The organism is Ectothiorhodospiraceae bacterium 2226 (assembly GCA_013348725.1).
In the GTDB taxonomy this organism is placed as follows: domain Bacteria; phylum Pseudomonadota; class Gammaproteobacteria.
This window is the reverse complement of the sequence record CP054689.1, coordinates 2,247,371-2,270,439: the sequence shown is the minus strand read 5'-3', so window position 1 is coordinate 2,270,439 and position 23,069 is coordinate 2,247,371. Positions and strand designations below refer to the sequence as shown.

The following is a 23,069-nucleotide window of genomic DNA, read 5'->3' as shown; positions in this document are numbered from 1 at the left end:
CCGGACTGAAGCCTCGACGAGCACCCTGTCAGCGCGCCGCCCCCGGGGCCACGAGCGAAGTCAACGAACCCTTACACGCCGCACGTTGACCGGCCCGCCTCCTCTCCTAAGCTCGTTTTAGACGAAGTCCACGCCGCGATGCACCCCGCTTCCGACCCGCCGCGCCGGTGGGGTCCGGGACGCACCGACCAACTACCGCCAAGGAGCCTGTCCATGAGAAGGATCAATCCGCTAGCCCGCTCGGGCCTCGCCGCCGTGTTGTCCGCTGGTCTGTTGAGCGGCCCACTGTACGCTCAACAGCAGAATGACGCGGCGGCGCACGCCCGCGGCGATACCAGTTACATGCCCGTCGTGATCGAGGAGGACTTCGAGACCATCGTCGAGCGCATGAGCGCCGAGAAGGAAGCGGTCATGCAGCGCCAGCGTGAACTGCTGGAGCGACGTTACGACCTGTCGGATCAGGCCGCCGAGGGCGTCACCATGTCCGCCGGCAAGCCGGTGCAGAGCGGCGTGCGCGTGCGCCTGCCGCAGGGCGTCGGCTCGTGGGAGGAGCTGGCCGAACTCTCGCCAGAGGAGATCAAGGAGCGCAACCTGTTCCCCGAGGGATTCCGGCCGCTGCCGCACCCCAACCACTTCGAGGGCGGCATGGTGTTTCCGGAATTCCATATCGACGAGATCGAGCGCCAGGAAGGGCGCGATATGAGCCGCTTCGACCTCGACTTCGACATGCCGGACCACTTCCTGCCGGAGTTCCCGCCGCCGATCTTCCTGACCACGCGGCCCGATCTCGGCGATGTCTCCCAGGGCGAACTGGTGACCTTGGACAACTTCCACCAGCTGTTCGAGGGCATCCTCAACCCCAAGCAGCTCGAGGGTCTGCGCCTGCTGGTGACGCCCTTCCCGCAGCAGCAGTTCAACGCCACCAAAGACCGGCGCTCGCTGCGCCCGAGCCAGGGCGTCACCTGCTTCGAGTGCCACGCCAACGGCCACACCAACGCCAGCACGCACCTGGTGGGCGACATCCGCCCGCTGGAGCACCGGCGGCGCATCGACACGCCGACGCTGCGCGGGGTGAACATCCAGCGTCTGTTCGGCTCACAGCGCGCGCTGAAGACGGTGGAGGATTTCACCGAGTTCGAACAGCGTGCGGCCTACTTCGACGGCGATACCGTGACCGCCGCCAAGAAGGGCGTGAACGTGCTCGAGCGCGGCAGTCAGGTGCACTTCATGGGTGAGTTCCAGGCCATCTTGGACTTCCCGCCGGCGCCCAAACTGGACGTATTCGGCGAGCTCGACCCGGCCAAGGCCAGCGAGCAGGAGCTGCGCGGGGCCAAGCTGTTCGCCGGCAAGGCCAAGTGCGCCACCTGCCACGCCGCCCCGCACTACACCGACAACACCATGCACGACCTCAAGCTCGACCGCTTCTACGAGCCCGCCATGCACAACGGGCGCTTCGACACGCACGGCGGGACCACCAAGACCTTCCCGCTGCGCGGCATCAAGGACTCGCCGCCGTACCTGCATGACGGGCGCCTGCTCACGCTGGAGGACACCGTGGAGTTCTTCAACCTGGTGCTCGGTACGCGCCTGACCAAGGAAGAGAAGGAAGACCTGGTCGCCTTCCTGCGGGTGCTGTAATCGAGCGGGGGCGGAAGCTTACGCTTCCGCCCCGGCCCTCACCCGCGCGGATGGCCCAGGCGGTAGACGGAAGGGACCAGGAACAGACTGACCAGCATGGAGAAGCTGAGCCCGAATACGATTACCTGCGCGAGCGGACGCAGCATCTCGCCGCCCTCGCCCAGGGCCAGTGCGAGGGGCAGCATGCCGGCCACGGTGGTGAGCGTGGTCATGAGGATCGGGCGCAGGCGCAGGCGCGCGGCCTCCACGGTCGCCTCCAGCACGGCGAGGCCGCGCTCGCGCTGGATCTCGATGTACTCCACCAGCACGATGGCGTTGTTCACCACAATGCCGGCCAGCATGATCATGCCGAGCCACACCGGCATGGACAGCGGGATTTCCTGCCAGGTGAGCCCGAGTGCGACGCCGATGGCCGCGAAGGGCACGCTGAACAGGATGATGAGCGGGTTGCGCAGCGACTCGTACTGCACGGCCATCACCACGAACACCAGGAACAGCGCGAGCGCGAGCAGGATCTGACTGGTCTGGGCACCCTCCTGCAGTGCCTTGGTGGCGCCCTCGTCGTACAGCGTGTAGCCGCGCGGCAGCTCGAAGTCGGCCAGACGCTCCTGAATGGCGGCATCGACCTGGCCGAGCGGCACGTCGTCCGACACCGAACCGCTGATCTCCACCACGCGCTGCTGGTTGTCGCGCCGGATGGTGGTGGGCGCCGGCACGAACTCGAGCTCGGCCACCTCCGCCAGGTAGACGGGCCGGTTGCGGGTGGCCTCCGCCTGCACGATCAGGCCGCGCAGGTCCTCCAGGCCGCGAAACTGCTCGCGCGGCAGACGCACACGGATGTCGTAACCACGATTGCCGGCCAGAAAATCGCCCGCATGCAGGCCCTCCAGCGCCACGCGCACCGTGCGCCCCACATCCTCCACCGCGACGCCCAGGGCATTGGCGCGCTCACGATCCACGCGGACCGATACCTCTTGCAGCACCTCCTCATAGGAATGCGACAAATTGCGCAGGCCCTCGATGTCGCCCAGACGCCCCACCAGCGCCTCGCCGAGCTGGGCGAGGGTCTCCAGATCCGGGCCCGCGATACGCAGACTGATCTGATCGTCGCCACGCCCGAGTCGGATGCCGCGAATGCCTTGGGTGCGCATGTGGACCCGCATGCCCACCAGACCGAGATCGCGCACCTTCTGATCCATGCTGCGGATCCATTCCTCGGAGCTCAGGTGACGCTGCGCGAGCGGCACCAGCTGGATCATCAGCGTACTGCGATGGCTGGCCTCGCGCTGGCTACGCCCGAAGATGAACCCCCCGGCGGTGGTCGATACCGTGACCACCTCCGGCTGTTCGAGCAGCAGACGCTCGAGCTGACGCACCGCCGCGTCCATCTCCTCCAGTTCGATGCCCATGTCGCCGTTGACGTTCAGGCGCACCTGGCCGTCGTCCATGGAGGGCAGGAACACCTGATTGCCGCTGAAGAAGGTGCCACCGGTGTACAACAGTGCGGCCACGAACAGCGCCACCACCAGCCAGGGCAGGCGCAGGGTCTGACGCACCGTCCAGGCGTAGCCGCTCTGGAGGTAGCTCATGCCCGCATCCACCCCGCGGCGCAGCATGCCGCGATGCGTACTCACCACCCGCGAACCGAGCGCCGGCACCAGCGTGAGCGCCACCACCAGCGCCGCCACGATGGCGGCCGAGATGGTGATGATGAGCTCGCGGAACAGCAGCCCGACCAGGCCGCCGATGAACAGGAACGGCAGTACCGCCGCGAGGTTGGTGCTGGTGGCGGCCACGATGGCGCTGTTCACCTCGCGTGCGGCGTTCACCGCCGCCTCGCCCAGCGATTCGCCGGCGCGTTGGTGACGGGTGATGTTCTCCAACATCACGATGGTGCTGTCGACCAACATGCCGATGCCGAGCGCCAGCCCCCCCAGGGTCATGATATTGAGCGTGAGGCCCGCGACGTCCATGAAGAAGAAGGTGACCATCACCGCGATGGGAATCGCGCTGCCGATGATCAGCGTGCGGCGCAGGTTGCCAAGGAAGATGTACACCACCAGCATGGCGAGCACGGCGCCGGTGCCGGCGGCCAGGGAGGCATTGCGGATGGCGTCGCGCACATAGCCCGACTGATCGGAGATGCGCCGCACCTCCACCTCCTCGGGGATCAGTCCCTGCGAGGCCAGCCAGGCAAGGCGCTCCTCCACGTGGTCGACCACCGACACGGTATTGGCCTGCGGCTGCTTCTGGATCGACATGCGCACGCCCGGTACCTCGTTCAGGCGCACGCGCACGCGCTCATCCTCGTGGGTGTCGACCACCTGCGCCACTTCGCCCAGGCGCAGCAGCCCCGGCTGACCCTCGGCGTCACGGTAGGCGAGCGGCAGCGCCGCGAGGTCCTCCACCGTCTGCACCCGGCCCGCGGTGCGCCCGGTCATCTCGCGCCCGCCGACCGCGATCCGGCCACCGGGCGCGTCGACGTTGCCGCGCTCTACCGCCTGCACCACGTCTTGCACCGTCAGCCCATAGGCGGCCAGCCGGTCCTGATCCGGCATCACCCAGATCTCGCGCGTGAGTCCGCCGCCCACCTCCGCGGCGGCCACCCCCGGCAGGTTCAGAAACCAACGCGCCAGCTCCTCGTCCACCCATTGGCGCAGAGCGACCGGCCCCATCAGTGGCGAGCTCACCACGTACTCCGCCACCGGAATCTGCGAAGGGTCGCGTTTGAAGATGGTCGGCTGGTCGATGGTAGTGGGGAACTGGCGCCGCGCGCGGTCGAGCCGGGTGCTCGCGTCACGCAGCGCGATGTCGATGTCCTTGCCGTATGGGAACGACAGATTGACCTGGGTACTGCCCTCGGAGGTATTGGACTGAACCGAGATGGCATCCTCGGTGATCGCCAACTGCTCCTCGAGGTAGCGCGTGATACGGTCTTCCATCACCGTGGCCGGTACGCCCTGCTCGGCCACCCGCGCCACGATCTCCGGATAGATGATCTCGGGCAGCAGGTCCACGCCCAGGCGGGTGAGCGCAAAGCCACCCAGCACCACGGCCGCCAGCGCCAGCATGACGACGCCGATGGGGTGGCGAATGGACCACTCGGCCAGTCCCCCGCCGCGCAGGCGCCGCTGCAGGTCCAGGCTCATGCGCGTTCGCCGACCACGCGCACGCTACGCCCGTCATGCAACCCGAGGAACCCCTTGGTCACTACCGGCTGGCCCACTTCCAGCCCGTCCAGCACCTCCACCCGGTCGCCGAGGCGCACCCCGGTGCGTACCCCCACGCGCCATACGTGCTGCTCCTCGTCGAGCACGTACACGTACTCGCCGCGCGGGTCGCGCTGCACCGCGGCGAACGGCACCACCAGACGCTGCGGCGCGCGCCCCGCCAGGGTCACGCGCGCGAACTGGCCGGCGCGCACCTGCGCCGGCGCATCGGTCAGGCGCACCTCGACGGTGCCGCGCCCCGAAGCGTCCACCGAGGCGTGCAGCCGATTGATCTCGCCCTCCAGGATCTGCCGTCCCAGGGCATCGATGCGCACCGAGGCCGCGTCACCGTGGCGCAGATGCGGCAACAGCGTTTCAGGCACCTGCAGCTCCACGGTCAGCGACTGCGGGTCGATCAGGGTCATCAGATGGGTGTGGCTCGATACCGCATCGCCCGGCTCCACCAGGCGCGCCGACACGACGCCGTCGAACGGCGCATCGATGCGGGTGTACGACAGGCGCGCCTCCAGCAGCTGCACGTCGGCGTGCGCGAGCTCCAGATCGGTCTGCGCCCGCACCAGTTCGTCCTCCGACACCAGCTGGCGCTTCACCAGGCCCTGCAGGCGTTGCAGGTTCACCTCGCTCTGGCGCCGCGTCGCCTGCGCCTTGTCCAGTTGCGCGCGCAGCAGACGGTCGTCCAAGCGCACCAAGGTCGTGCCCTGCGCGACCGCGTCGCCCTCGAAGAAGGGCAGCTGCAGGATCTGGCCGGGTTCTTGATTGAAGATGCGCACGCTGCGCCGCGCGCGCAGGGTGCCGGTGTAGGTAGAGGACTCGGCCAGCGCCGCGAGCTCGGCACGCGCGGCCTCCACCAGGTGCACGCGCGCCGCGCGATCGGGTCGCTCGGGCACGGCGGAGACTGAATCCTGGCCGCAGCCCGCGAGGCTCAGCGTTGCCAGCGCCAGCAGGCCGACCGTCAGTGCGCGCCACATACGCATTTATTCCGCTTCCCCTGGTTCGTTCGCGTAGCCGGTGAGTTCCACGTAACCCACGCCATCCACGGGGGCATCCCCGGCGCGCCCTTGCACCTGCACGGCGCCCTCCCAATAACGCACCAGCGTATCCATTTCCTGGTCCGACAGAAAGGGCTGCACGAGAAGGTCCAGATCGGCCACCGTCAGACGCCAGCGCGCGGGATACCGTCCCCCGCGCGGGCTCTCCCAGTGGTCCAACACGGTGAGTTCGACGTCCGCATGGCGCAGCAACTGCGCCTCCCCCCGGGCTCCGACCAGCACGCCCTTGCTGTGCGGATCGACCGATCCGTCACGCCGGCGCATCTGGTAGTACATGACCTCGCGCCCGTCGGAAAGTTGCAGCGAGAACCAGTCCCAGCCGACCTGATCGGCGCCCAGTGCGGAGCTCGACCACTCGCGATCCCACCAGGCGCTGCCGCTCACCGCGAGTCGCGCATCGGCGCTGCGCACCTCGCCGCGCGCCGCGAGGCGGGTAAAGGAATAGTAGTAGGAGGCGTTGCCGGGCTCGGCGCTCTTCTGGCTGAGGCCTTGCTCGCCCTGCAACACGTGCGGCTTCACGGGCTCGAGCACCAGATCGATGGCGAAATCCGCCTCCGACGCCTGCAGACGCAAGGGGAACGGCGTCTCACCCGCCGGGGGTCCCGCCGCCACCCAATCCTCGAGCCACACGCGAAACGGCGCCGCCTGCGCCCCGGCGAGGTCCAGCGCGCCGCGGCTGAAGCGTTCGGCGTGATAAAAGCGCCGCCCCGCCACGTCGGTCAGCGCGAAGTGCGCCATGTAGACCTGATCGCCGCGCCAGGCGGAGGCGCGCGCCACCGGCGTCGGCGTCATGGCGATGCGAAACACCGTGAGCTGAAAACCGAAGCGGCGCCCGTCCTCTGCCTGCAGGTTGCCGGTCCAGTACCACCACTCGTGCTTGTAGGCCGGATGAGGCCCGTGGTCCTCCGGGAACACGAACGGGCGCGGCGCATGCGCGCGCGCATAGCCGGCCACGTCGCCGCTCATCAGATTGCCGAGTTCGTAGGCGTTCTCGGGCGCCGGTGACACCGGCTCGCGCGCGGTCTGCTGCGGCAACAACCACAGCAGCAGCGCCAGCAGCACCGCCAGCACCGCGACCACCGCCGCGCGCCGCATCAGCCGACCTCCCGCAGGGCCCAGGCGGCGGGCGTGCGCGCCATGCGCCAGGCCGGCCACGCGCTCGCGAGCAGCGCGGTGACCACCGCCAGCGCCACCACCTGCAGCAGCGGCCCGGCGGTCACCACCAGCTCCATGCTCCACCCGAAGGCGCGGCGGTTGATGACCTGCGTCAGCCCCCAGGCGAGGCCCCAGCCGAGCGGTACCGCCAGCAGCCCGGCGATGAGGCCGGTCAGCCCACTCTGCGCCAGCACCAGGCGCCCCACGTCGGCGGGCGTGAAACCGATCGCGCGCAGCACCGCCAGTTCGCGCGCGCGCTCCAGCTGCAGCGCCAGCAGCGCGCTCACCAGCCCCACCGCCGCGACCGCCAAGGCGATAACCCGCAGCACCTCGGTGATCGCGAAGGTCTGGTCGAAGATGGCCATGGAGGCCTCGCGCAGGGCGCGGTTGGACTGCACCTGTAGGGCCTGATCCGCCGGCGCGGCCGCGCGCACCCGTTGCAGCAGCGCGGCAGGATCCGCGTCGGGCGCGGCGTAGATCCCGAAGGAGCTGACGTGCGGGTCGTCGTACAGGGCCTGATAGGCATCGAGCACCAGCGCCGCCACCCCCTGGTCGCTGCTGTAATCGCGGTAGATGCCCGCCACCGGGAACGCGCGCGGGCCGCGGTCGGTGTGCAGCGTGAGGCTGTCGCCCACGTCGAGCCCGCGGTGCCAAGCCAAGGGCTCGGACACCAGGACCGCCTCACCGGCATAGAACGCGGCGCGCGCACGCTCGGCATCGCCGCGCCGCAAGCCGAAGGCGGCGAAGCTCGCCGGCGGGATGTCGAGCGCGAACAGCTCGGTCGGCCCCTCGGGCGCGTCGACCCGCACGCGCCGGCCCTGGCTGACCGCCTGCACGCCGGGCAGCGCGGCGAAGCGCGCCGCCAGCGCCGGGTCCAGCGAGCCGCCGCCCGGCACGCTGACGTAGATGTCGGCACGCAGGGTGCCCTCCAGCCAGCGCTCCACCGACAGGCGGAAACTGTCGATCATCAGCGCCACGCCGACCGCGGCCGCCAGGGCCACGGCGAGGGCCGCCACCGCCGGGGCGCTGCGGCTCAGCGAGGTCACCACCCCGCGGGCGGCCATCGCCCCCGGCAGCCCGAGCGCCTGCCGGGCCGGGGCGCGCAGCGCCTCGGCCAGGGCCCGCGTGGCGGCCGGCACCAGCAACACCGCCCCGCCGATGAACAGCGCCAGCGCGGCGAAGCCGGGCACCAACCCGCGCCCGAATACGGCCAGCAGCCCCAGCGCGAGCAATAGCGACAAAGCGCCCAGCGCGGCGGCGCGCCCCACCCGCGCCGCCAGAAGGCGCTCCACGTCCACGCGCGCCAGCGCGGCGCGCGGCGCGGTATGCGCGGCCTCGCGCGCGGGCAACCACGCCGCCAGCAAGGTCGCGCCCACGCCCAAGGCCGCGCCGCGCGCGAGGGCCCCGGGGTCCACCTGCAGGGCCGCCACGTTGAGCACGAAATACAGATCATTGATGGTGCGGGTCACGAGGCCCAACAACTGTTCGGCCAGCGCGATGCCGGCCAGCACGCCGAGGGCGGTGCCGAGCACGCCCACCACGAGCGCCTCGCCCAGCACCACCGCTTGGATCCGGCCGCGCGTGACGCCCAGCACCCGCAGGCGGCCGATCAGGCCGCGCCGCTGCAGCACCGAGAAGGTCATGGTGTTGTAGATGAGGAACATGCCCACCACCAGCGCGAGCAGGCTGAGCGCGGTGAGGTTGAGGCGAAACGCGCGGGTCATTTGCTCCATGGCGCCGATGCGGGCGCCGACCGGTTCGATGCGCAGCGCGGGCGGCAGCGCCGCCGCGATCTGGGCCAGGCGGCGCTCGCCCTCGGCCCCTTCGGCCAGGATGAGGTCGATGCGCGTCAGGCGCCCGGGTTGGCCCAGCCACTCCTGCGCGGTGGCGATGTCGGTGAGCACCACGCCGGCCAGCACCTCGCGCGTCAACGCGTCCTCCACGGTCAGCCGCCCGACCAGGTGCAGGCGGAGGCTGCGCCCGCCCGCGCGCACCTCGACGCGATCGCCCTCGACGAGGCCGAGGCGCTCGGCGAGCTCCGCGCTCATCACCGCGGCGCCGGGCGTGGTGAGCAGCGCCTCCAGGTCGGCCTGGGCATCCAGGGTGGCGGTGTAGCGGCGAAACGGGGCATCGGCGAACACGTCGACGCCGAGCAGTTGGAGGGCCTCGCCGGGCGCGGCGGCCAACTCGACATGCCCTTCCACGACCGGCGCGCTGGGGCGCAGACCCGCGATGCGCAGCCGGGCGTAGTCGGCCTCGTCGACGCCGGCGGGTCCGCCGACGATGTGGTGGGTGGTGCCGCCGGACAGCACCTCGGTGGAATAGCTGAAGGCCTGGCGCGCGCTGTGATTGACCAACTCGATGGCGACCACCACGGCGACGCCCAGGGCGACACCCAACACCGCCAGCGCCAACTGCCCGGGATGGCGCGCCAGGTGCCGCAGACTGGCGCGGGCGACCATCATGGCGCCGTGCCGTCCGCGTGCAGGCGGCCCTCGCGCAGATGCAGGGTGCGATCCGCGACGGCGGCGGCCTCCACGCTGTGCGTGACCATCAGCAGACCGGCGCCCACCGCCCGCGGCAGCTCGGCCAGCATCGCGAGCACCTCGCGCGCGGTCGCCTCGTCGAGGTTGCCGGTCGGCTCATCGGCCAACACCAGGCGCGGACCGTGCACCAGCGCGCGCGCCACCGCCACGCGCTGCTGCTCGCCGCCCGACAGCTCCTCGGGATAGCTGTCGCCGCGCTCGGCCAGACCCACCCGCGCCAGCCATTGGTCGGCGCTGCGCCCCGCCTCGGCGGCGCGCCGCCCGATCAGTTCGAGCGGCAGGCGCAGGTTTTCGCGCACCGTGAGCGTCGGTACCAGGTTGAAGAACTGAAACACGAAGCCGATGTGATGGCGCCGGAACAAGGTGCGGGCGCGCTCGTTCAGCGCGGTGAGCTCGCGGCCCGCCACCCGGACAGTACCGCTGTCGGGCAGGTCGATGCCGCTGGCGAGGTTGAGCAGGGTCGACTTGCCGGAGCCGCTGCGGCCCATCAGCGCCACCCGCTCACCCGGTTGCAGGATGAGATCCACCCCGTCGAGCACCGCGCGCCCCCGTGCGCCCTCGGCATAACGCCGGCACACCCCCTGCATGGCCAGCAGCGGCACATCGGCGAGGGGGGAGGCATGATGGTCGGCGCGAGAAGACATCGCAGGCAATGCTAACCGAAGACGCGCCGACACGCCCGTCGGCCCACCCGCCGCTTCCGCGAGGGGGAGTGCCTACACGCGCCGCGCGCACTCAGCCGCGGGTCGGGGCGACGCGCAGCGCATCCACCCGCTCCGGGTAGAACGCCACGTAGTCGCGCAACACCTCCCGCCCCGGCACGGGGTGATCATAGGTCCAGGCGGCGTCCTCGACGCGCCGCCCACCGCCGCGCAGATGCCAGTAGCGCGCTTCCCCTTTGAGGGGGCACCGGGTGCGCCGCAGGCTGGGTTCCAGCGCGGCCGGCGCGACATCGGCCAGGGGGATGTAGTACACCGGCGCATGTCCGGCCTCCTTCACCACCACCGGCCGATGACTGTGCGCGATCTGCTCCCCGCCCAGTTCCACCTCGACGGTGACCTGATCGTGTTCGATGATCAGTTCCTGTTTCTCCATACCCCAAGATTAGCGGAAGGGGTAGCGCAGGACCGACGCGTTAGCGCTCCTCGTCGGGGATCGGCCGCGTCACCGTCCACCACACGGCGTAGGACAGCACCACCAACGAACCGAACACCGTGATCAGCGTAAGGATGCCCGTCGGGCTGCGCAGCAGGATCTCCATCATGATCAGCACCTCGTCGTGTTGTGCGTGTTTCGGCCATCCTAGGCCCGCGGGCAGAGCCGACTTTTGACCGGCGTCAAGTGCGCAACGACGAGGCGAAGAGGCAGCACGACTGATTGGCGGACCCGCTGCGCGGCGCGCAGCGGATGCAGGCGACCATGGAGGAGAAGCAGGGCCGCACGTTGAACGGTGTGAACTCGCGCGTTCAGCGCTAGCGGGCGGCGACCAGGTACACCACGAGCGCCACACCCAGCAGCCCGACGCCCAGGTTCACCGCCACCCCGGTATAGGTCCAGTAGCCGCGTGGGATCTCCGGCGGGCGGAGCGTGCGGCGCACCTGCAGGAACTGCACGACCGCCAGCACATTGACCGCGATGCCGAGGCCGATGAAGCCCAGCCCCGCCCAGAACGCGAGGGTGCGGGCCGCGCTTTCGCCGCGCAGCAACTCCTCGAACAGGCCGATACGCTCGACCACGAAACCGAACGCCATCAAGGTGAGGCCGGTACGGTTCCACGCGAGCAGCGTGCGCTCGGCGGCGAAGAAAACGCGCGGGTCATCGAGGCTGGACATAGACATTCCGGGGAGCGGCGACTTCAACAAGCCTAGTGCGAATTCGGGCCGCGTCTCAGTCGGGGTCCGCCGGTCCCACCCAAAAGTGCGGGTTCCAGGCCACCTCCCACAGGTGCCCGTCAAGATCGGCGAAGTAGCCCGCATAGCCGCCCCAGAAGGTGTCCTGCGCGGGTTTGATCAAGCGGGCGCCGGCGCCCACCGCCTGCCGGAGCACGGCGTCGACCTCGTCCCTGGTGGAGACGTTGTGCGCCAGGCTGAAGCCGGCCGAGCGCTCCGCGCTCGGCACGCCGGCATCCTGCGCCAGGGTCTCGCGCCCGTACAGGCTGAGCCAGGTGCCGTCGAGCGCGAAGAAGGCCACGCTCGGTTCGCTGCCGCCATCGGGCTCCTCCACCGGGTGGCGCGGCAGCCCCAGGCCCTGCTCGTAGAAGCGCGCCGCGCGGCCCACATCCGCCACGCCCAGGGTGATCATGCTGATTCGCGGTTTCATGGCTCCCCCTCCGGCAGCCGTTTCGCCATCCGGCGGTGCGGCATGCCCACTTCCAAGAACGGCTCCCCCACGACCCGGTAGCCTTGGCGCCGGTAGAAGCCGACGGCCTGCAGCCGTGCGTGCAGCATGAGCTCGCGCACGCCCCGCGCCCTGAGGTCGGCCTCCACCGCCTGCAGCAGGGCCCGCCCCAGCCCGCGCCCTTGCAGCGCGGCCGCGACGGCCATCTGGCGCACCCGGGCGCGCCCCGCGTCGCCCAGCGCCACCGAGACGCACGCCAGCGCCGCACCGCGCGCATCGAACATGCCGTAGTGGAGTTGGTCCTGCTCGCCCTGCACGTCCTGCGCCGACAGTGTCAGACCCAGCGGGCGGCGCAGCACCGCCTCGCGCAGCGCCCGCGCCGCCGCGTATTGCGACGTCCCGTACGCGACCATCAAGCAGCGCACGGCGCGAGGGTCGATCGTCCTCAGGGCCGGTAACGCTCGTTCGCGTCACCCAGGCTGAAGCCCGGTTGCGGGCCGCCGGAGACGACGTATATGGCGCCGTCCACCACCGCCGCGCCGAGGCCGTGGCGCGCCGTCGGCATGGGCGCCAGCGCCTCCCAGCGATCCTCGGCCGGGTTGTAGCGCTCGGCGTCGTCGAAGGTTCGCTCCTCGCCGGGATCGAAGGTCTCCCCGCCAAAGAGATACAGCCAGCCGTCCAGCACCGCGGCCGCCACCCCGCTGCGCCCGGTGAGCAGGGGCGCGGCCTCGCCCCAGGTGTCGGCGGTCGGGTCGTAGACCCCGGTCACAGTCATGGTGTAGTCCTCTCCGGCGCGCCCCGCGGTGACATAGATGCGACCGTCGAGCGCTTGCGCGGCGTGGTGGTTGCGGGCCGTGGGCATCGGCGCGAGGCGTTCCCAACTATCGGTGGCGGCATCGTAAACCTCGTGTGTGCCCACCGAATCGTCGGGCGAGTCGGTGTTGTGCACCAAGTGGTCGAGCGCGTCGATATCGGCCACCGTGCCGCCGATGGTGTGGATACGCCCGTCGAGCACCGTGTAGGCGAGCGCGCCGCGTGCGGTCGGCATGGGTGCGCCCTCGCGCCACTGGCCACTCGCGATGTCGTAAATCCACACATCGTCGATGGGCTCGAAGGTGTTGTCGCGATAGCCACCGAGGATGTAGAGGCGGCCCTCGTGGTGCACGAAGCCGGCATGGTGGGTGCGCAGGGGCGCCGCGCCGAGGTTCTCCCAGGTATCCCTGGCGGGATCGTAGACGTACATGTCCTCGGCCGCCGGCGGGCGCGCCTCGGCATCGGCGCCCTCGGGCGGCGCGGTGAAGCCGCCGATCACGTACACCCGTTCGCCGTCGCCGGTCACGCTGACCTCGGTGCGCGGATCGGGAAACGGTGCCAGTACGCCCCAGTCCGCCTCGTCCTGCGCCGCGGCACTCGCCGCCCACACCAGCGCCGCCGCCCAAACCAGCGCTGCGGCGCACAACAAGCCCGCCGCGCGGCGAGGGGCACCCGTCCAGTTCGCTCGGTTCATTCCGCACCTCCCTGTACCGATCGCGGCGCACCATCGTGGTGTGCTGTTTCGGCTAGCCTAGCAGCCCGCTCGGTCGCCGCGGCTGCTCGCGCCAAAAAGAAAAGCCGCGGCAGTGCCGCGGCTTCCTCGTCCCTGATCGGGCATCCCAGCCCTGCCGCCTCCTGCGGCGTCCCTGAGGCTGCGCTCCGGCAGGTGTTCCTTACGCCGCCTCCTTGCGGCCTCCGTTGCGATACACGATCTGGCCGTCTTCCGCATCGACCTGGATGATGTCGCGCGGCCCGAAGCGGCCCTCGAGTATCGCCTTGGCCAGCCCGTTCTCCAGCTGCTGCTGGATGGCTCGCTTGAGCGGGCGGGCGCCGTACACCGGATCGAAACCGGCCTCGCCGAGCTTGTCGAGCGCCGCCTCGGTGATGCGCAACTCCATGTCGCGCTCGCGCACCCGCGCCTGCAGGTTGGCGATCTGAATGGTCGCGATGGCGCGAATCTGCTCGCGCATCAAGGGATGGAAAACCACCACCTCGTCCACGCGGTTGATGAACTCGGGGCGGAAGTGCTGCCCGACCACGTTCATCACCGCCTCCTTCATGGCGGCGTAGTTCTCCTCGCCGGCCAGTTCCTGAATCATCTGGCTGCCGAGGTTGGAGGTCATCACCACCACCGCATTGCGGAAGTCCACCGTGCGCCCCTGGCCGTCGGTGAGACGCCCGTCGTCGAGCACCTGCAGCAGCACGTTGAACACGTCCGGGTGCGCCTTCTCCACCTCATCGAGCAGGATCACCGAGTAGGGCTTGCGACGCACCGCCTCGGTGAGGTAACCGCCCTCCTCGTAACCGACGTAGCCCGGGGGCGCGCCGATCAGCCGCGCCACGGAGTGCTTCTCCATGAACTCGGACATGTCGATACGCACCATGGCCTCTTCGGTGTCGAACAGGAACTCGGCGAGCGACTTGCAAAGCTCGGTCTTGCCGACGCCGGTGGGGCCGAGGAACAGGAACGAACCGTTCGGGCGGTTGGGGTCGGACAGCCCGGCGCGCGAGCGGCGGATGGCGTCGGCCACCGCGCGCACCGCCTCGTCCTGGCCGATCACGCGATTGTGCAGCGCCTCTTCCATGCGCAGCAGCTTGTCGCGCTCGCCCTCCAGCATCTTGGACACGGGAATGCCGGTCCACTTGGAGACCACCTCGGCGATCTCCTCGTCGCTCACGCTGTTACGCAGCAGCTTCATCTCCTGCGTCTCGGCCTGCGTGGCCTGCTCGAGCTGCCGCTCGAGTTCGGGAATGCGCCCGTACTGCAGCTCCGACATGCGACCGAGATCGCCCGCGCGGCGCGCGGTTTCGAGCTCCATGCGCGCACGCTCCAGGGCCTCCTTGATGTGCGTGGCGCCCTGCAGCGCGGCCTTCTCGGCCTTCCATATCTCCTCGAGGTCCGAGAACTCGCGCTCCAGCTTGGCGATCTCCTGCTCGAGGTTCTCGAGGCGCTTCTTGGAGGCCTCGTCGGTCTCCTTCTTGAGCGCCTCGCGCTCGATCTTGAGTTGGATCAGGCGCCGCTCCAGGCGATCCATCTCCTCGGGCTTGGAGTCGATCTCCATGCGGATGCGGCTGGCGGCCTCGTCGACGAGGTCGATGGCCTTGTCCGGCAGCTGGCGATCGGTGATGTAGCGGTGCGAGAGCGTGGCCGCGGCGACAATGGCCGGGTCGGTGATCTCCACCCCGTGGTGCACCTCATAGCGCTCCTTCAGGCCGCGCAGGATGGCGATGGTGTCCTCCACCGTGGGCTCGTCGACCAACACCTTCTGAAAGCGGCGCTCGAGCGCGGCGTCCTTCTCAATGTACTTGCGGTACTCATCCAGCGTGGTCGCGCCCACGCAGTGCAACTCGCCGCGCGCGAGCGCCGGCTTCAACATATTGCCCGCGTCCATGGCGCCCTCGGCCTTGCCGGCGCCGACCACGGTGTGCAGCTCGTCGATGAACAGGATGATCTGGCCTTCCTGCTTGGCGAGGTCGTTCAGCACCGCCTTCAAGCGTTCCTCGAACTCGCCGCGGAACTTGGCGCCCGCGATCAGGGAACCCATATCGAGCGACAGCAGGCGCTTGCCCTTCAGCCCCTCGGGCACCTCGCCATTGACGATGCGCTGCGCGAGGCCCTCCACGATGGCGGTCTTGCCCACGCCCGGCTCGCCGATCAGCACCGGGTTGTTCTTGGTGCGCCGCTGCAGCACCTGAATGGTGCGGCGGATCTCGTCGTCGCGGCCGATCACCGGGTCGAGCTTGCCCTGCTCGGCACGCTCGGTAAGGTCGATGGTGTATTTCTCCAGCGCCTGGCGCTGCTCCTCGGCATTGGGGTCGTCCACCTTCTGCCCACCGCGCAATTGCTCGATGGCCTGCTCGACATCCGCCTTGCCCGCCCCCGCCTTGCGCAGCAGCTCGCCGAGCTGGCCCTTGTCGTCCACCGCCGCGAGCACGAACAGCTCGCTGGAGATGTACGCGTCCTTGCGCTGCTGGGCGAGCTTGTCGGTGAGGTTCAGCAGGCGGTTGAGGTCATTGGAGACGTGCACGTCGCCGCCGGCGCCCTGCACGCCCGGCAGGCGATCGAGCGCCTCGCCGAGCTGCGAGCGCAGCAGGTTCACGTTCACGCCCGCCTGGGCCAGCAGGTGGCGCACCGTGCCGCCCTCCTGGTCCAGCAACGCGGCCATCACATGCAGCGGCTCGATGAACTGATGATCGCGCCCCAGCGCCATGCTCTGCGCATCGGCGAGCGCCATCTGAAACTTGCTGGTCAACTTGTCCATCCGCATGGGAAGGTCCTCGTGCTCGATAATCGGTGGTGGCCGTAACGACCCGCTGTGCGCTAGATGGGGACCGAATCAGGAGGATTCAACCGATAGCGGTGAAGTTTTCTTCGTGGCGCGTCCTTCGAGCAGCGGCGCGAGGCCGCCGAGACAGTCGTCGCCTTCGGTGCAGTACTGCGCGGGAAATGCCTGCAGGCGGGCGCGCGAGCGCATGAACACGGCCAGTACGGTGTGGCCCGCGCCGCGCACGCCGGTGAGGCGCAGCGGGTGGATGGGCGCGCCGGTACGTTTGGCCAGCCAGGCCACGCCCCCCTTGAGCGGGCGCGGCGGATCTGTATCCAGGTGGATGCGCCCGTGCGGAAACAGCGCCACGGCCTCACCGGCGGCGAGCGCCTTGAGCGCCGCGCGCAGCGCCTGTTCGGGACGCCGGTCGCGATCGACGGGAATGCAGCCGATGGCCCGGAAGAAGGTGCGCAGCAGCGGGCGCTCGTACTGCTCGCGCGCAATGATGAAGCGCAACGGGCGCCGACAAGCCGCGGCCATCAACAGCGGATCCAGACCCGACACGTGGTTGGCGACCACCAGCACGCCGCCCTGCGCGGGCAGCGCCACCGGGTCGTGGCGCAGGCGATGAAAACGCGTGCAGAACATGCGATTGAGCCCGTCCAGGACGTTCAGCCCCCGGTGGCCCCAATCGGCCTCGGCGTGGCGGCGGCCCACTCGCCACAGCCCGCCCGCGAGGGCGCCCGTCAGCAGCCCCACCGCCAGCAAGGTAAACGCCAGTCCCGCACCCATGGCGCCGCACTCTAGCACAGGCCATCGCGCATCCCTTCAAGGTCTGTGGGCGCGGGGGTCGTGGTCGCCGGGTCGTGTGCTAGCATCGGAGTCGCGCACAGACGCAGCACCATAAAAACGACAAACAGAAGAAGAACGATAATCCGAAGGAGGATGAATTATGCTCAAGCGCTCGCTTGCGCCGACGGTTGCGCTCGCCCTGCTGATGGCCGTTTCCTTGCCCACGGCCGCTGAGACCATCGTATTCGCCACCGCGCCGACCCAGTCGCCGGAAGCCACGGTGCAGCAGTATCAGCCGATCGTGAACTTCCTCAGCCGGGCCACCGGCAAGCGGGTCGAGGTGGCCACCACGCGCAGCTTCATCGAATACGCCTCGCGCATGCGCAAGGGCGAATTCGATCTGATCTTTGACGGCCCCCATTTCATCGGCTGGCGCAACCAACACCTGGATCACGAGGTGCTGGCCAAGCTGCCGGGCGAGTTGCGCTTCGTCGTCGTAACACGCGCCGACGCCAGCATCGACGGGGTCGACGACCTTATCGGGCGTCGCGTCTGCGGTCCGGCCGTGCCGAACCTCGCCACGCTGTCGGTCCTGGAGCAGTTTCCCAACCCGGCCCGTCAGCCGGTGCACACGCCCGTCGGCGGTTTCCCGGCGGCGCTGGCCTGCGTGCGCGAGGGCCGCGCCGACGCGGCGGTGCTGCGCGATCAGTTCTGGGCCCGCCAGGAGCAGGAGGGCTACAAGGTCGTGTACCAAACGGCGCAGGCGCTTCCGGACCGCGGGTTCTCGGTGACGCGGCGCGTGGACGGCGCCACCCGCGCGCAGCTGCGCGAGGCGCTGATCGCCATGAGCGGCGACGAGGTCGTGGCCAAGGCGCTGACCGCCATCGGCGGCGCCAGCCGCCAAGGCTTCGTGGCCGCCAACGACGCCGAGTACGCCGGACTCGGGCGCCTGTTGGCGGACGTCTGGGGCTTTCAGGACTAGGCCCGCCGCTCCCAAAGCGAACGCCGCGCAGTTCGCTTTGCAATGCGGGACCAGTGCGCGGTGGATCCATTAAGCACTTCGATAGGTGGACACGAAGGCGGGACGGCCTTCGTGTCCGACGCTCAGCCGTTCACCACCGTGCCGCCGTTGGGGTGCAGCACCTGCCCGCTCATGTACGACGAGTCTCCGCTCGCCAGGAACAGATAACAGGGCGCCACCTCCTCGGGCTGGCCGGCCCGTCCCATGGGCTTGTTCGCCCCGAAGGTGGCCACCTTCTCCGCGTCGAAGCTGGCCGGAATCAGCGGCGTCCAGATCGGCCCCGGAGCCACCGCGTTCACGCGGATCCCATCGCCCACCACCGCCTCCGACATGGAGCGGGTAAAGGCGACGATCGCGCCCTTGGTCGAGGCATAGTCGATGAGTTCCGGCTTGCCCTGATAGGCGGTCACCGAGGTGGAGTTGACGATGGCGCTGCCGGGCTTCAAGTGCGGCAACGCCGCCTTGGTGAGGTAGAACATGGCGAAGATGTTGGTACGGAAGGTGCGCTCCAACTGTTCGGCGCTGATGTCGAGCAGGCTTTGCTGTACATGCTGCTCGGCGGCGTTGTTGATCAGGATGTCCAACTGCCCGAACGCATCGAGCGTCTCGCGCACCACCGCCTGGCAATGGGCCTCCTCGCCCAGGTCGCCGGGGATGAGCAGGCACTGCCGCCCTTCGGCCTCCACACCGCGCTTGGTCTCCTCGGCATCGTCATGCTCGTCGAGGTAGGCGATCGCCACGTCGGCACCCTCTTTGGCGAACAGCAGGGCGACCGCCCGTCCGATGCCGCTATCGCCGCCGGTGATGAGCGCCACCTTGCCGCGCAGCTTGTTGCAGCCGTGGTAGCCGGGATCCTCGGCGCGCGGGCGTGGGGTCATCTCCGACTCGTGCCCCGGTTGCTGCTCCTGGTGCTGTGCAGGACGGTGTTGCTCGCTCATGCTGCCCTCCTTGGTGGCATGAAAAAAAGAAGAACGGTTCAGACCTTCATGCCGAGCTCGCGCTTCATCTTCTTGGTGATGGACTGGCGCAACGCACCCATGTCCGCCCAGGGATCGCGGGCGAGACCGGCGAGGCGCGCCGGCACGGTATGCACGTTGAAGGCGTCGGGGTGCAGCTTAGCGCTCAACTCCTCCCACGCCAGCGGCACCGCGACCGGCGCGCCCGGCCACGCGCGGGTGGAATAGCTGGTGACGGCGGTCGCGCCCCAGCCGTTGCGCAGGTAGTCGATGAACAGCTTGCCCTTGCGCGCGCGCTTGGCCAGTTTGGCGGTGTACTTGTCGGGTTGCAGGCGCACCAGGTCCTCGGCGAGCGCCTTGGAGAACGCCTTGGCCTCGGCCCAGTCGTGCCGGCGCACCAGCGGCACCACCACGTGCAGCCCCTTGCCGCCGGTGGTGCGCAGAAAACTCTCCAGCCCCAGATCGGCGAGGCGGGCGCGCACGCGCTGCGCGGCGGCGACCACGTCCTGCCAGGCAAGTCCTTCGTCAGGATCGAGATCGAACACCAGGCGGTCCGGGTGCTCCACACGGTCGCAGCGCGAGCCCCACACGTGGATCTCCAGCACGCCGAGTTGCACCAGACCGATCAAGCCCGCGAGGTCGCGCAGCGCGAGGTACTCCAAGGTCTTACCCTTGTGCGGGATCGCGACCCGCGCCAGCGCCTTGGACACACCGGCGGTGGCGTTCTTCTGATAAAAACAGTCCTTGCGCTGCCCCTCGGGGCAACGCACCAGGGTAAGCGGCCGGTCCTTGGCGTGCGGCAGCAGCCAATCCGCGACCGCCTGGTAATACTGCGCGAGGTCGCGCTTGCTGAGGTCCTGCCCCGGGTAGAGCACCTTGTCCGGGTTGGACAGCGCCACGCCCGCCACGCGCTGTCCCTGGTCCGCGCCGCGCCGCACCGGACGCCCGGTGCTCCGCGGCGCGGGCGCGGCCCGTTCGCGGCGCACCTCGCCCGCGGGTCTGTCCTCGCGCAGCCCCCGGAACACGGGATGGCGCAGCAGTCCCTCGGCCGTCCAGCCGGTAAAGCTGACCTCCGCCACCAGCACGGGACGCACCCAATGCACGCGCTGACGGATGCGCGGCGGGGCCTCGTCAAACGGACCCGCCTTGACCTCCAGCGGCTGCAGCCGGGCGAGCACCTCCTGCAGCCGGCGCTCGTCAAAGCCGGTACCCACCCGCCCCGCGTAGCGCAGGCGCTCGCCCTCGTAGACCCCCAGCAACAACGCACCGAAGCCTTTACGCGCCCCGCCGGGTTCGGTATAGCCGCCGACCACGAACTCCTGACGGTGCTCGCACTTGATCTTCAGCCAATCGCGCGTGCGCCGCCCCACGTAAGGGCGCTGCGCGCGCTTGGAGACGATGCCCTCCAGCCCGAGCCGACAGGCCTGCTCCAAGAAGGCCCCGCCGTGGCCCTGCAGGTGGTCGCTGTAGCGCAGCGGCAGGCGGGCGCCCTGCAGCAGGCTCTGCAGCCGGCGCTTGCGCGCCAGCAGCGGCTGGCCGCGCAGGTCCTCGCCGTTCAGGAACAGGAGGTCGAACACGCACAGGCTGAGCGTGGCCGGCGTGCCCCGGCGCATGGCGTTTTGCAGCGCCTGGAAGTTGGTCGTCCCGTCGTCCTGGAAAACCACCAGCTCGGCGTCCAGCCACGCGTTCTGCAGCGGCAGGGCCGCCAGCGCGCGGGCGATGGCGGGGAAGCGCTCGGTCCAGTCATGGCCGTTGCGGGTGAACACCTGCGCCGTGCCGCCGTCGACATGGCATAAAACACGGTAGCCGTCGTACTTGATCTCGTGCAGCCAGCCCTCGCCTTCCGGCGCCTGCTCCACCAGGGTGGCCAGTTGCGGCGCGAGGCGCTCGGGCAACGGCTCCCCGCGCGCGCTCGGCGCATGATCGGCGATGGCGTGCAGGTCGCGCGCGCTGACCACGCTGCGCGGCGCCGCCTCGGCGATGTCGATCTCGCCCGCGTAGTCGTCCGCCACCTTGACCAGCAGCCAGTTCTCCTTGTCCTCGCGCGCCGCGCGCCCGCCCATACGCACCAGGTCCCAGGCCCCGCGCAGCTTCTCACCCTCGAGTTGAAAGCGCAGATGTCCTTTCGCAAGGCCGGCCTCGGCGTCGCCTTCGGGTGTCCACTGCCCGCGGTCCCACACCATCACGGTACCCGCGCCGTACTCGCCCTCGGGGATGGTGCCCTCGAACTCGGCGTACTCGAGCGGGTGGTCCTCGGTGCGCACCGCCAGACGCTTGACCTCGGGGTCGAAGCTCGGACCCTGCGGCACGGCCCAACTCTTCAGCACCCCGCCGAGCTCCAGGCGAAAGTCGTAATGCAGGCGCCGGGCGGCGTGCTTCTGCACCACGAACTGGCGAGCCGGTTCGGCGCGTGGGCGCCCCCGCTGCTTGGCCCGGGGCTCGCCCGCGGGTTCGGGCGTGCGGTTGAAGTCGCGCCGACGCCGGTAGTGCTCCAAGCCCATGCGTCAGGCGCTCTTCTTGCCGCCGCCGCGGGTGGTGCGCTTGCGCGTGGGGCCGCGCGCGCGGCCCTTCTTCTCGCCGCTCTTGGTGGCCGCCGCGCCGCGGCCCTTCTTGGTGGCCTCCACGCTGCGCTTGAGCGCCTCCATGATGTCGATGACCTCGGCGCCGCGCGCGGGCGCCTCCGGCTCGTGCATCGCGTGCGCCTCGCCCGCGACGGCCTTCTCCTCGATCAGGCGCAGCAGGTCCTCGCGGTATTCGTCACGGTAACGCTGCGGCTCCCACTCGGTGCTCATCCCTTCCACCAAGCGCTCGGCCATGTCGATCTCGCGATCGGCGACGCCGTAGTCCTCGATCGCGCCGGTGGGCAGTTTGAGCTCGCTCGGTTCGCGCAGTTCGTGGTGGAAGCGCAGCAGATTGAGCACCAGCACGTCGTTCCAGGGCACGAGCGCCGCCAGGTGCTCACGGCTACGCAGCACCACCTTGGCGATGCCCACCCGCTTGGTCCGCTTGAGGGTCTCGCGCAGCAGCACGTACCCCTTCTCGCCGCGCGGGAGCGGCTCGAGGTAATACGGCTTGTCGTAGTAGATCATGGGGATGTCGGCGGCCGGCACGAAGTCCTGGATCTCCACCGTCTGGGTGGCCTTCACATTGGCCTTGGTGAAGTCCTCTTCGTCGAGCACCACGAACTGACCGGGCTCGAACTCGTAACCCTTCACCACCTCGCCCCACTCGATATCCTCGCCGGTGCTCTTGTTGTAGCGCCGGTAGCCCACCGGGGCCATGTCGCGCCGGTCGAGCAACGACAGACTGAGTTCGCTGCGCCGCTCACTGGAGTACAGTCCGACCGGGACGTACACCAAGCCGAAGCTGATACTGCCTTTCCAGATCACACGTGACATGGGCACCTCCTTGTGGCCCGTCCTAAGATCCGGCGGCGCGACGCGTTAGGGCGCGTCCGCGGCCTGTGCACAGGCGCTGCACAGCGCCGGCTCGTAGCTCGGGTCGCGAAAGCCCGGTAGCCCGCAGGCCTCGCACACCTCCAGCTCGGGCGCGCCGGTATCCACGCATTGTTCCACGCAGGGCGCGGCGTGGGGGCAGGGCTCACACGATTGCGGGCAGTAGTACATGAACGTTCCCGTGGCGGCCGCCAGCAGCCGCAAGTGGCTGTCTATACTGAATGAACGGTGCGATCTAAACCGCGCCGACCGAGGGGGCGGGAGCGCCGCGGGTGCGGCTCCCGGGGCAGCGACTCACGTGCCCGGCTCCAGCCCCGCGTCGAGGGATCGATCCATGAAGGATCGCCCAAGTGTTCGATAAGAATAGTCCAAGGAGGGTGCAATGAGCGCAACCCAGATCATCGGGGTGGTGTTGCTGGTGATCGGCGCGGTGCTGCTGTTCTTCGGCATGCAGCAGGCCGATTCGCCAGTCGATCAGGTCACCGAGGCGGTCACCGGCCGCTACACGGACGAGACGATGTGGTATTTGATCGGCGGACTCGCCCTTATCGTCGGCGGCGGCCTGATGGCCCTGTTCGGGCGCCGCGGCTAG

19 protein-coding genes are annotated in these 23,069 nt (G+C 69.6%); 3 read left to right on the top strand and 16 right to left on the bottom strand.

Going from position 1 to position 23,069, the window contains the following annotated elements; translation table 11 throughout:
* Nucleotides 1-213: 213 nt before the first annotated feature.
* Nucleotides 214-1,638, top strand: coding sequence for a cytochrome B6 (locus HUS23_10965; GenBank protein QKT04293.1), 1,425 nt, complete (start codon nt 214-216; stop codon nt 1,636-1,638).
* 38 nt (nt 1,639-1,676) lie between these two features.
* Here the strand turns inward: HUS23_10965 and HUS23_10960 are convergent, their stop codons facing one another.
* From HUS23_10960 to HUS23_10905, 12 genes are all read right to left on the bottom strand, one after another.
* The gene (locus HUS23_10960; GenBank protein ID QKT04292.1) at nt 1,677-4,787 is read right to left on the bottom strand and encodes an efflux RND transporter permease subunit; all 3,111 of its coding nucleotides are present in this window, start codon (nt 4,785-4,787) and stop codon (nt 1,677-1,679) included.
* Nucleotides 4,784-5,836 carry an efflux RND transporter periplasmic adaptor subunit gene (locus tag HUS23_10955; GenBank protein ID QKT04291.1) on the bottom strand — a complete coding sequence of 351 codons (1,053 nt, stop codon included), beginning with the start codon at nt 5,834-5,836 and terminating at the stop codon, nt 4,784-4,786. The genes HUS23_10960 and HUS23_10955 overlap by 4 nt, the downstream gene beginning before the upstream one ends.
* Nucleotides 5,837-5,842: 6 nt before the next feature.
* A complete protein-coding gene (locus tag HUS23_10950; GenBank protein ID QKT04290.1) occupies nt 5,843-7,012 on the bottom strand; it encodes a carotenoid 1,2-hydratase in 1,170 nt (389 codons plus the stop codon).
* Nucleotides 7,012-9,534: an ABC transporter permease gene (locus tag HUS23_10945; protein QKT05051.1), complete on the bottom strand. Its 2,523-nt coding sequence runs from the start codon at nt 9,532-9,534 to the stop codon at nt 7,012-7,014. Before HUS23_10945 ends, HUS23_10950 begins: the two co-directional genes overlap by 1 nt.
* A complete protein-coding gene (locus HUS23_10940) occupies nt 9,534-10,262 on the bottom strand; it encodes an ABC transporter ATP-binding protein (GenBank protein ID QKT04289.1) in 729 nt (242 codons plus the stop codon). Before HUS23_10940 ends, HUS23_10945 begins: the two co-directional genes overlap by 1 nt.
* A 91-nt stretch (nt 10,263-10,353) precedes the next feature.
* Nucleotides 10,354-10,713, bottom strand: a complete 360-nt coding sequence (locus HUS23_10935) for a DUF427 domain-containing protein (GenBank protein ID QKT04288.1) — start codon at nt 10,711-10,713, stop codon at nt 10,354-10,356.
* Nucleotides 10,714-11,090: 377 nt separating this feature from the next.
* The gene (locus HUS23_10930; protein QKT04287.1) at nt 11,091-11,450 is read right to left on the bottom strand and encodes a DUF202 domain-containing protein; all 360 of its coding nucleotides are present in this window, start codon (nt 11,448-11,450) and stop codon (nt 11,091-11,093) included.
* A gap of 55 nt (nt 11,451-11,505) precedes the next feature.
* The gene (locus tag HUS23_10925; GenBank protein ID QKT04286.1) at nt 11,506-11,937 is read right to left on the bottom strand and encodes a VOC family protein; all 432 of its coding nucleotides are present in this window, start codon (nt 11,935-11,937) and stop codon (nt 11,506-11,508) included.
* Nucleotides 11,934-12,368 carry a GNAT family N-acetyltransferase gene (locus HUS23_10920; protein QKT04285.1) on the bottom strand — a complete coding sequence of 145 codons (435 nt, stop codon included), beginning with the start codon at nt 12,366-12,368 and terminating at the stop codon, nt 11,934-11,936. The genes HUS23_10925 and HUS23_10920 overlap by 4 nt, the downstream gene beginning before the upstream one ends.
* A 32-nt stretch (nt 12,369-12,400) precedes the next feature.
* A complete protein-coding gene (locus tag HUS23_10915) occupies nt 12,401-13,462 on the bottom strand; it encodes a galactose oxidase (protein ID QKT04284.1) in 1,062 nt (353 codons plus the stop codon).
* 199 nt (nt 13,463-13,661) lie between these two features.
* Complete coding sequence (gene clpB, locus HUS23_10910; GenBank protein ID QKT04283.1) at nt 13,662-16,256, bottom strand: ATP-dependent chaperone ClpB; 2,595 nt, start codon at nt 16,254-16,256, stop codon at nt 13,662-13,664.
* A 69-nt stretch (nt 16,257-16,325) separates the two neighbouring features.
* Nucleotides 16,326-17,045, bottom strand: a complete 720-nt coding sequence (locus tag HUS23_10905) for a 1-acyl-sn-glycerol-3-phosphate acyltransferase (protein ID QKT04282.1) — start codon at nt 17,043-17,045, stop codon at nt 16,326-16,328.
* Between the two features lie 160 nt (nt 17,046-17,205).
* On the opposite strand from HUS23_10905, the gene HUS23_10900 reads away from it, so the two are divergent.
* The gene (locus tag HUS23_10900; protein ID QKT04281.1) at nt 17,206-18,027 is read left to right on the top strand and encodes a phosphate/phosphite/phosphonate ABC transporter substrate-binding protein; all 822 of its coding nucleotides are present in this window, start codon (nt 17,206-17,208) and stop codon (nt 18,025-18,027) included.
* Between the two features lie 122 nt (nt 18,028-18,149).
* On the opposite strand, the gene HUS23_10895 is transcribed toward HUS23_10900, so the two are convergent.
* The 4 genes from HUS23_10895 to HUS23_10880 are packed head-to-tail and all read right to left on the bottom strand — an operon-like array spanning nt 18,150 to nt 22,681.
* Nucleotides 18,150-19,004, bottom strand: a complete 855-nt coding sequence (locus tag HUS23_10895) for an SDR family oxidoreductase (GenBank protein ID QKT04280.1) — start codon at nt 19,002-19,004, stop codon at nt 18,150-18,152.
* A 38-nt stretch (nt 19,005-19,042) separates the two neighbouring features.
* On the bottom strand, nt 19,043-21,523 hold the full coding sequence (gene ligD, locus HUS23_10890) for a DNA ligase D (GenBank protein QKT04279.1): 2,481 nt from the start codon (nt 21,521-21,523) through the stop codon (nt 19,043-19,045).
* Nucleotides 21,524-21,526: 3 nt separating this feature from the next.
* Nucleotides 21,527-22,420: a Ku protein gene (locus HUS23_10885; GenBank protein QKT04278.1), complete on the bottom strand. Its 894-nt coding sequence runs from the start codon at nt 22,418-22,420 to the stop codon at nt 21,527-21,529.
* Nucleotides 22,421-22,465: 45 nt separating this feature from the next.
* Nucleotides 22,466-22,681 carry a hypothetical protein gene (locus HUS23_10880; protein QKT04277.1) on the bottom strand — a complete coding sequence of 72 codons (216 nt, stop codon included), beginning with the start codon at nt 22,679-22,681 and terminating at the stop codon, nt 22,466-22,468.
* Between the two features lie 178 nt (nt 22,682-22,859).
* Between HUS23_10880 and HUS23_10875 the strand changes: the two genes are divergently transcribed.
* Nucleotides 22,860-23,069: a DUF3185 family protein gene (locus tag HUS23_10875; GenBank protein ID QKT04276.1), complete on the top strand. Its 210-nt coding sequence runs from the start codon at nt 22,860-22,862 to the stop codon at nt 23,067-23,069.

What these genes read in the sequence shown, in the direction of transcription:
- HUS23_10895 (QKT04280.1), bottom strand. Translation starts at nt 19,004, where the DNA reads ATGAGCGAGCAACACCGTCCTGCACAGCACCAGGAGCAGCAACCGGGG.
- clpB (QKT04283.1), bottom strand. Translation starts at nt 16,256, where the DNA reads ATGCGGATGGACAAGTTGACCAGCAAGTTTCAGATGGCGCTCGCCGAT.
- HUS23_10915 (QKT04284.1), bottom strand. Translation starts at nt 13,462, where the DNA reads ATGAACCGAGCGAACTGGACGGGTGCCCCTCGCCGCGCGGCGGGCTTG.
- HUS23_10940 (QKT04289.1), bottom strand. Translation starts at nt 10,262, where the DNA reads ATGTCTTCTCGCGCCGACCATCATGCCTCCCCCCTCGCCGATGTGCCG.
- HUS23_10955 (QKT04291.1), bottom strand. Translation starts at nt 5,836, where the DNA reads ATGTGGCGCGCACTGACGGTCGGCCTGCTGGCGCTGGCAACGCTGAGC.
- HUS23_10920 (QKT04285.1), bottom strand. Translation starts at nt 12,368, where the DNA reads ATGGTCGCGTACGGGACGTCGCAATACGCGGCGGCGCGGGCGCTGCGC.
- HUS23_10945 (QKT05051.1), bottom strand. Translation starts at nt 9,534, where the DNA reads ATGGTCGCCCGCGCCAGTCTGCGGCACCTGGCGCGCCATCCCGGGCAG.
- HUS23_10930 (QKT04287.1), bottom strand. Translation starts at nt 11,450, where the DNA reads ATGTCCAGCCTCGATGACCCGCGCGTTTTCTTCGCCGCCGAGCGCACG.
- ligD (QKT04279.1), bottom strand. Translation starts at nt 21,523, where the DNA reads ATGGGCTTGGAGCACTACCGGCGTCGGCGCGACTTCAACCGCACGCCC.
- HUS23_10905 (QKT04282.1), bottom strand. Translation starts at nt 17,045, where the DNA reads ATGGGTGCGGGACTGGCGTTTACCTTGCTGGCGGTGGGGCTGCTGACG.
- HUS23_10960 (QKT04292.1), bottom strand. Translation starts at nt 4,787, where the DNA reads ATGAGCCTGGACCTGCAGCGGCGCCTGCGCGGCGGGGGACTGGCCGAG.
- HUS23_10925 (QKT04286.1), bottom strand. Translation starts at nt 11,937, where the DNA reads ATGAAACCGCGAATCAGCATGATCACCCTGGGCGTGGCGGATGTGGGC.
- HUS23_10885 (QKT04278.1), bottom strand. Translation starts at nt 22,420, where the DNA reads ATGTCACGTGTGATCTGGAAAGGCAGTATCAGCTTCGGCTTGGTGTAC.
- HUS23_10935 (QKT04288.1), bottom strand. Translation starts at nt 10,713, where the DNA reads ATGGAGAAACAGGAACTGATCATCGAACACGATCAGGTCACCGTCGAG.
- HUS23_10965 (QKT04293.1), top strand. Translation starts at nt 214, where the DNA reads ATGAGAAGGATCAATCCGCTAGCCCGCTCGGGCCTCGCCGCCGTGTTG.
- HUS23_10950 (QKT04290.1), bottom strand. Translation starts at nt 7,012, where the DNA reads ATGCGGCGCGCGGCGGTGGTCGCGGTGCTGGCGGTGCTGCTGGCGCTG.
- HUS23_10900 (QKT04281.1), top strand. Translation starts at nt 17,206, where the DNA reads ATGCTCAAGCGCTCGCTTGCGCCGACGGTTGCGCTCGCCCTGCTGATG.
- HUS23_10875 (QKT04276.1), top strand. Translation starts at nt 22,860, where the DNA reads ATGAGCGCAACCCAGATCATCGGGGTGGTGTTGCTGGTGATCGGCGCG.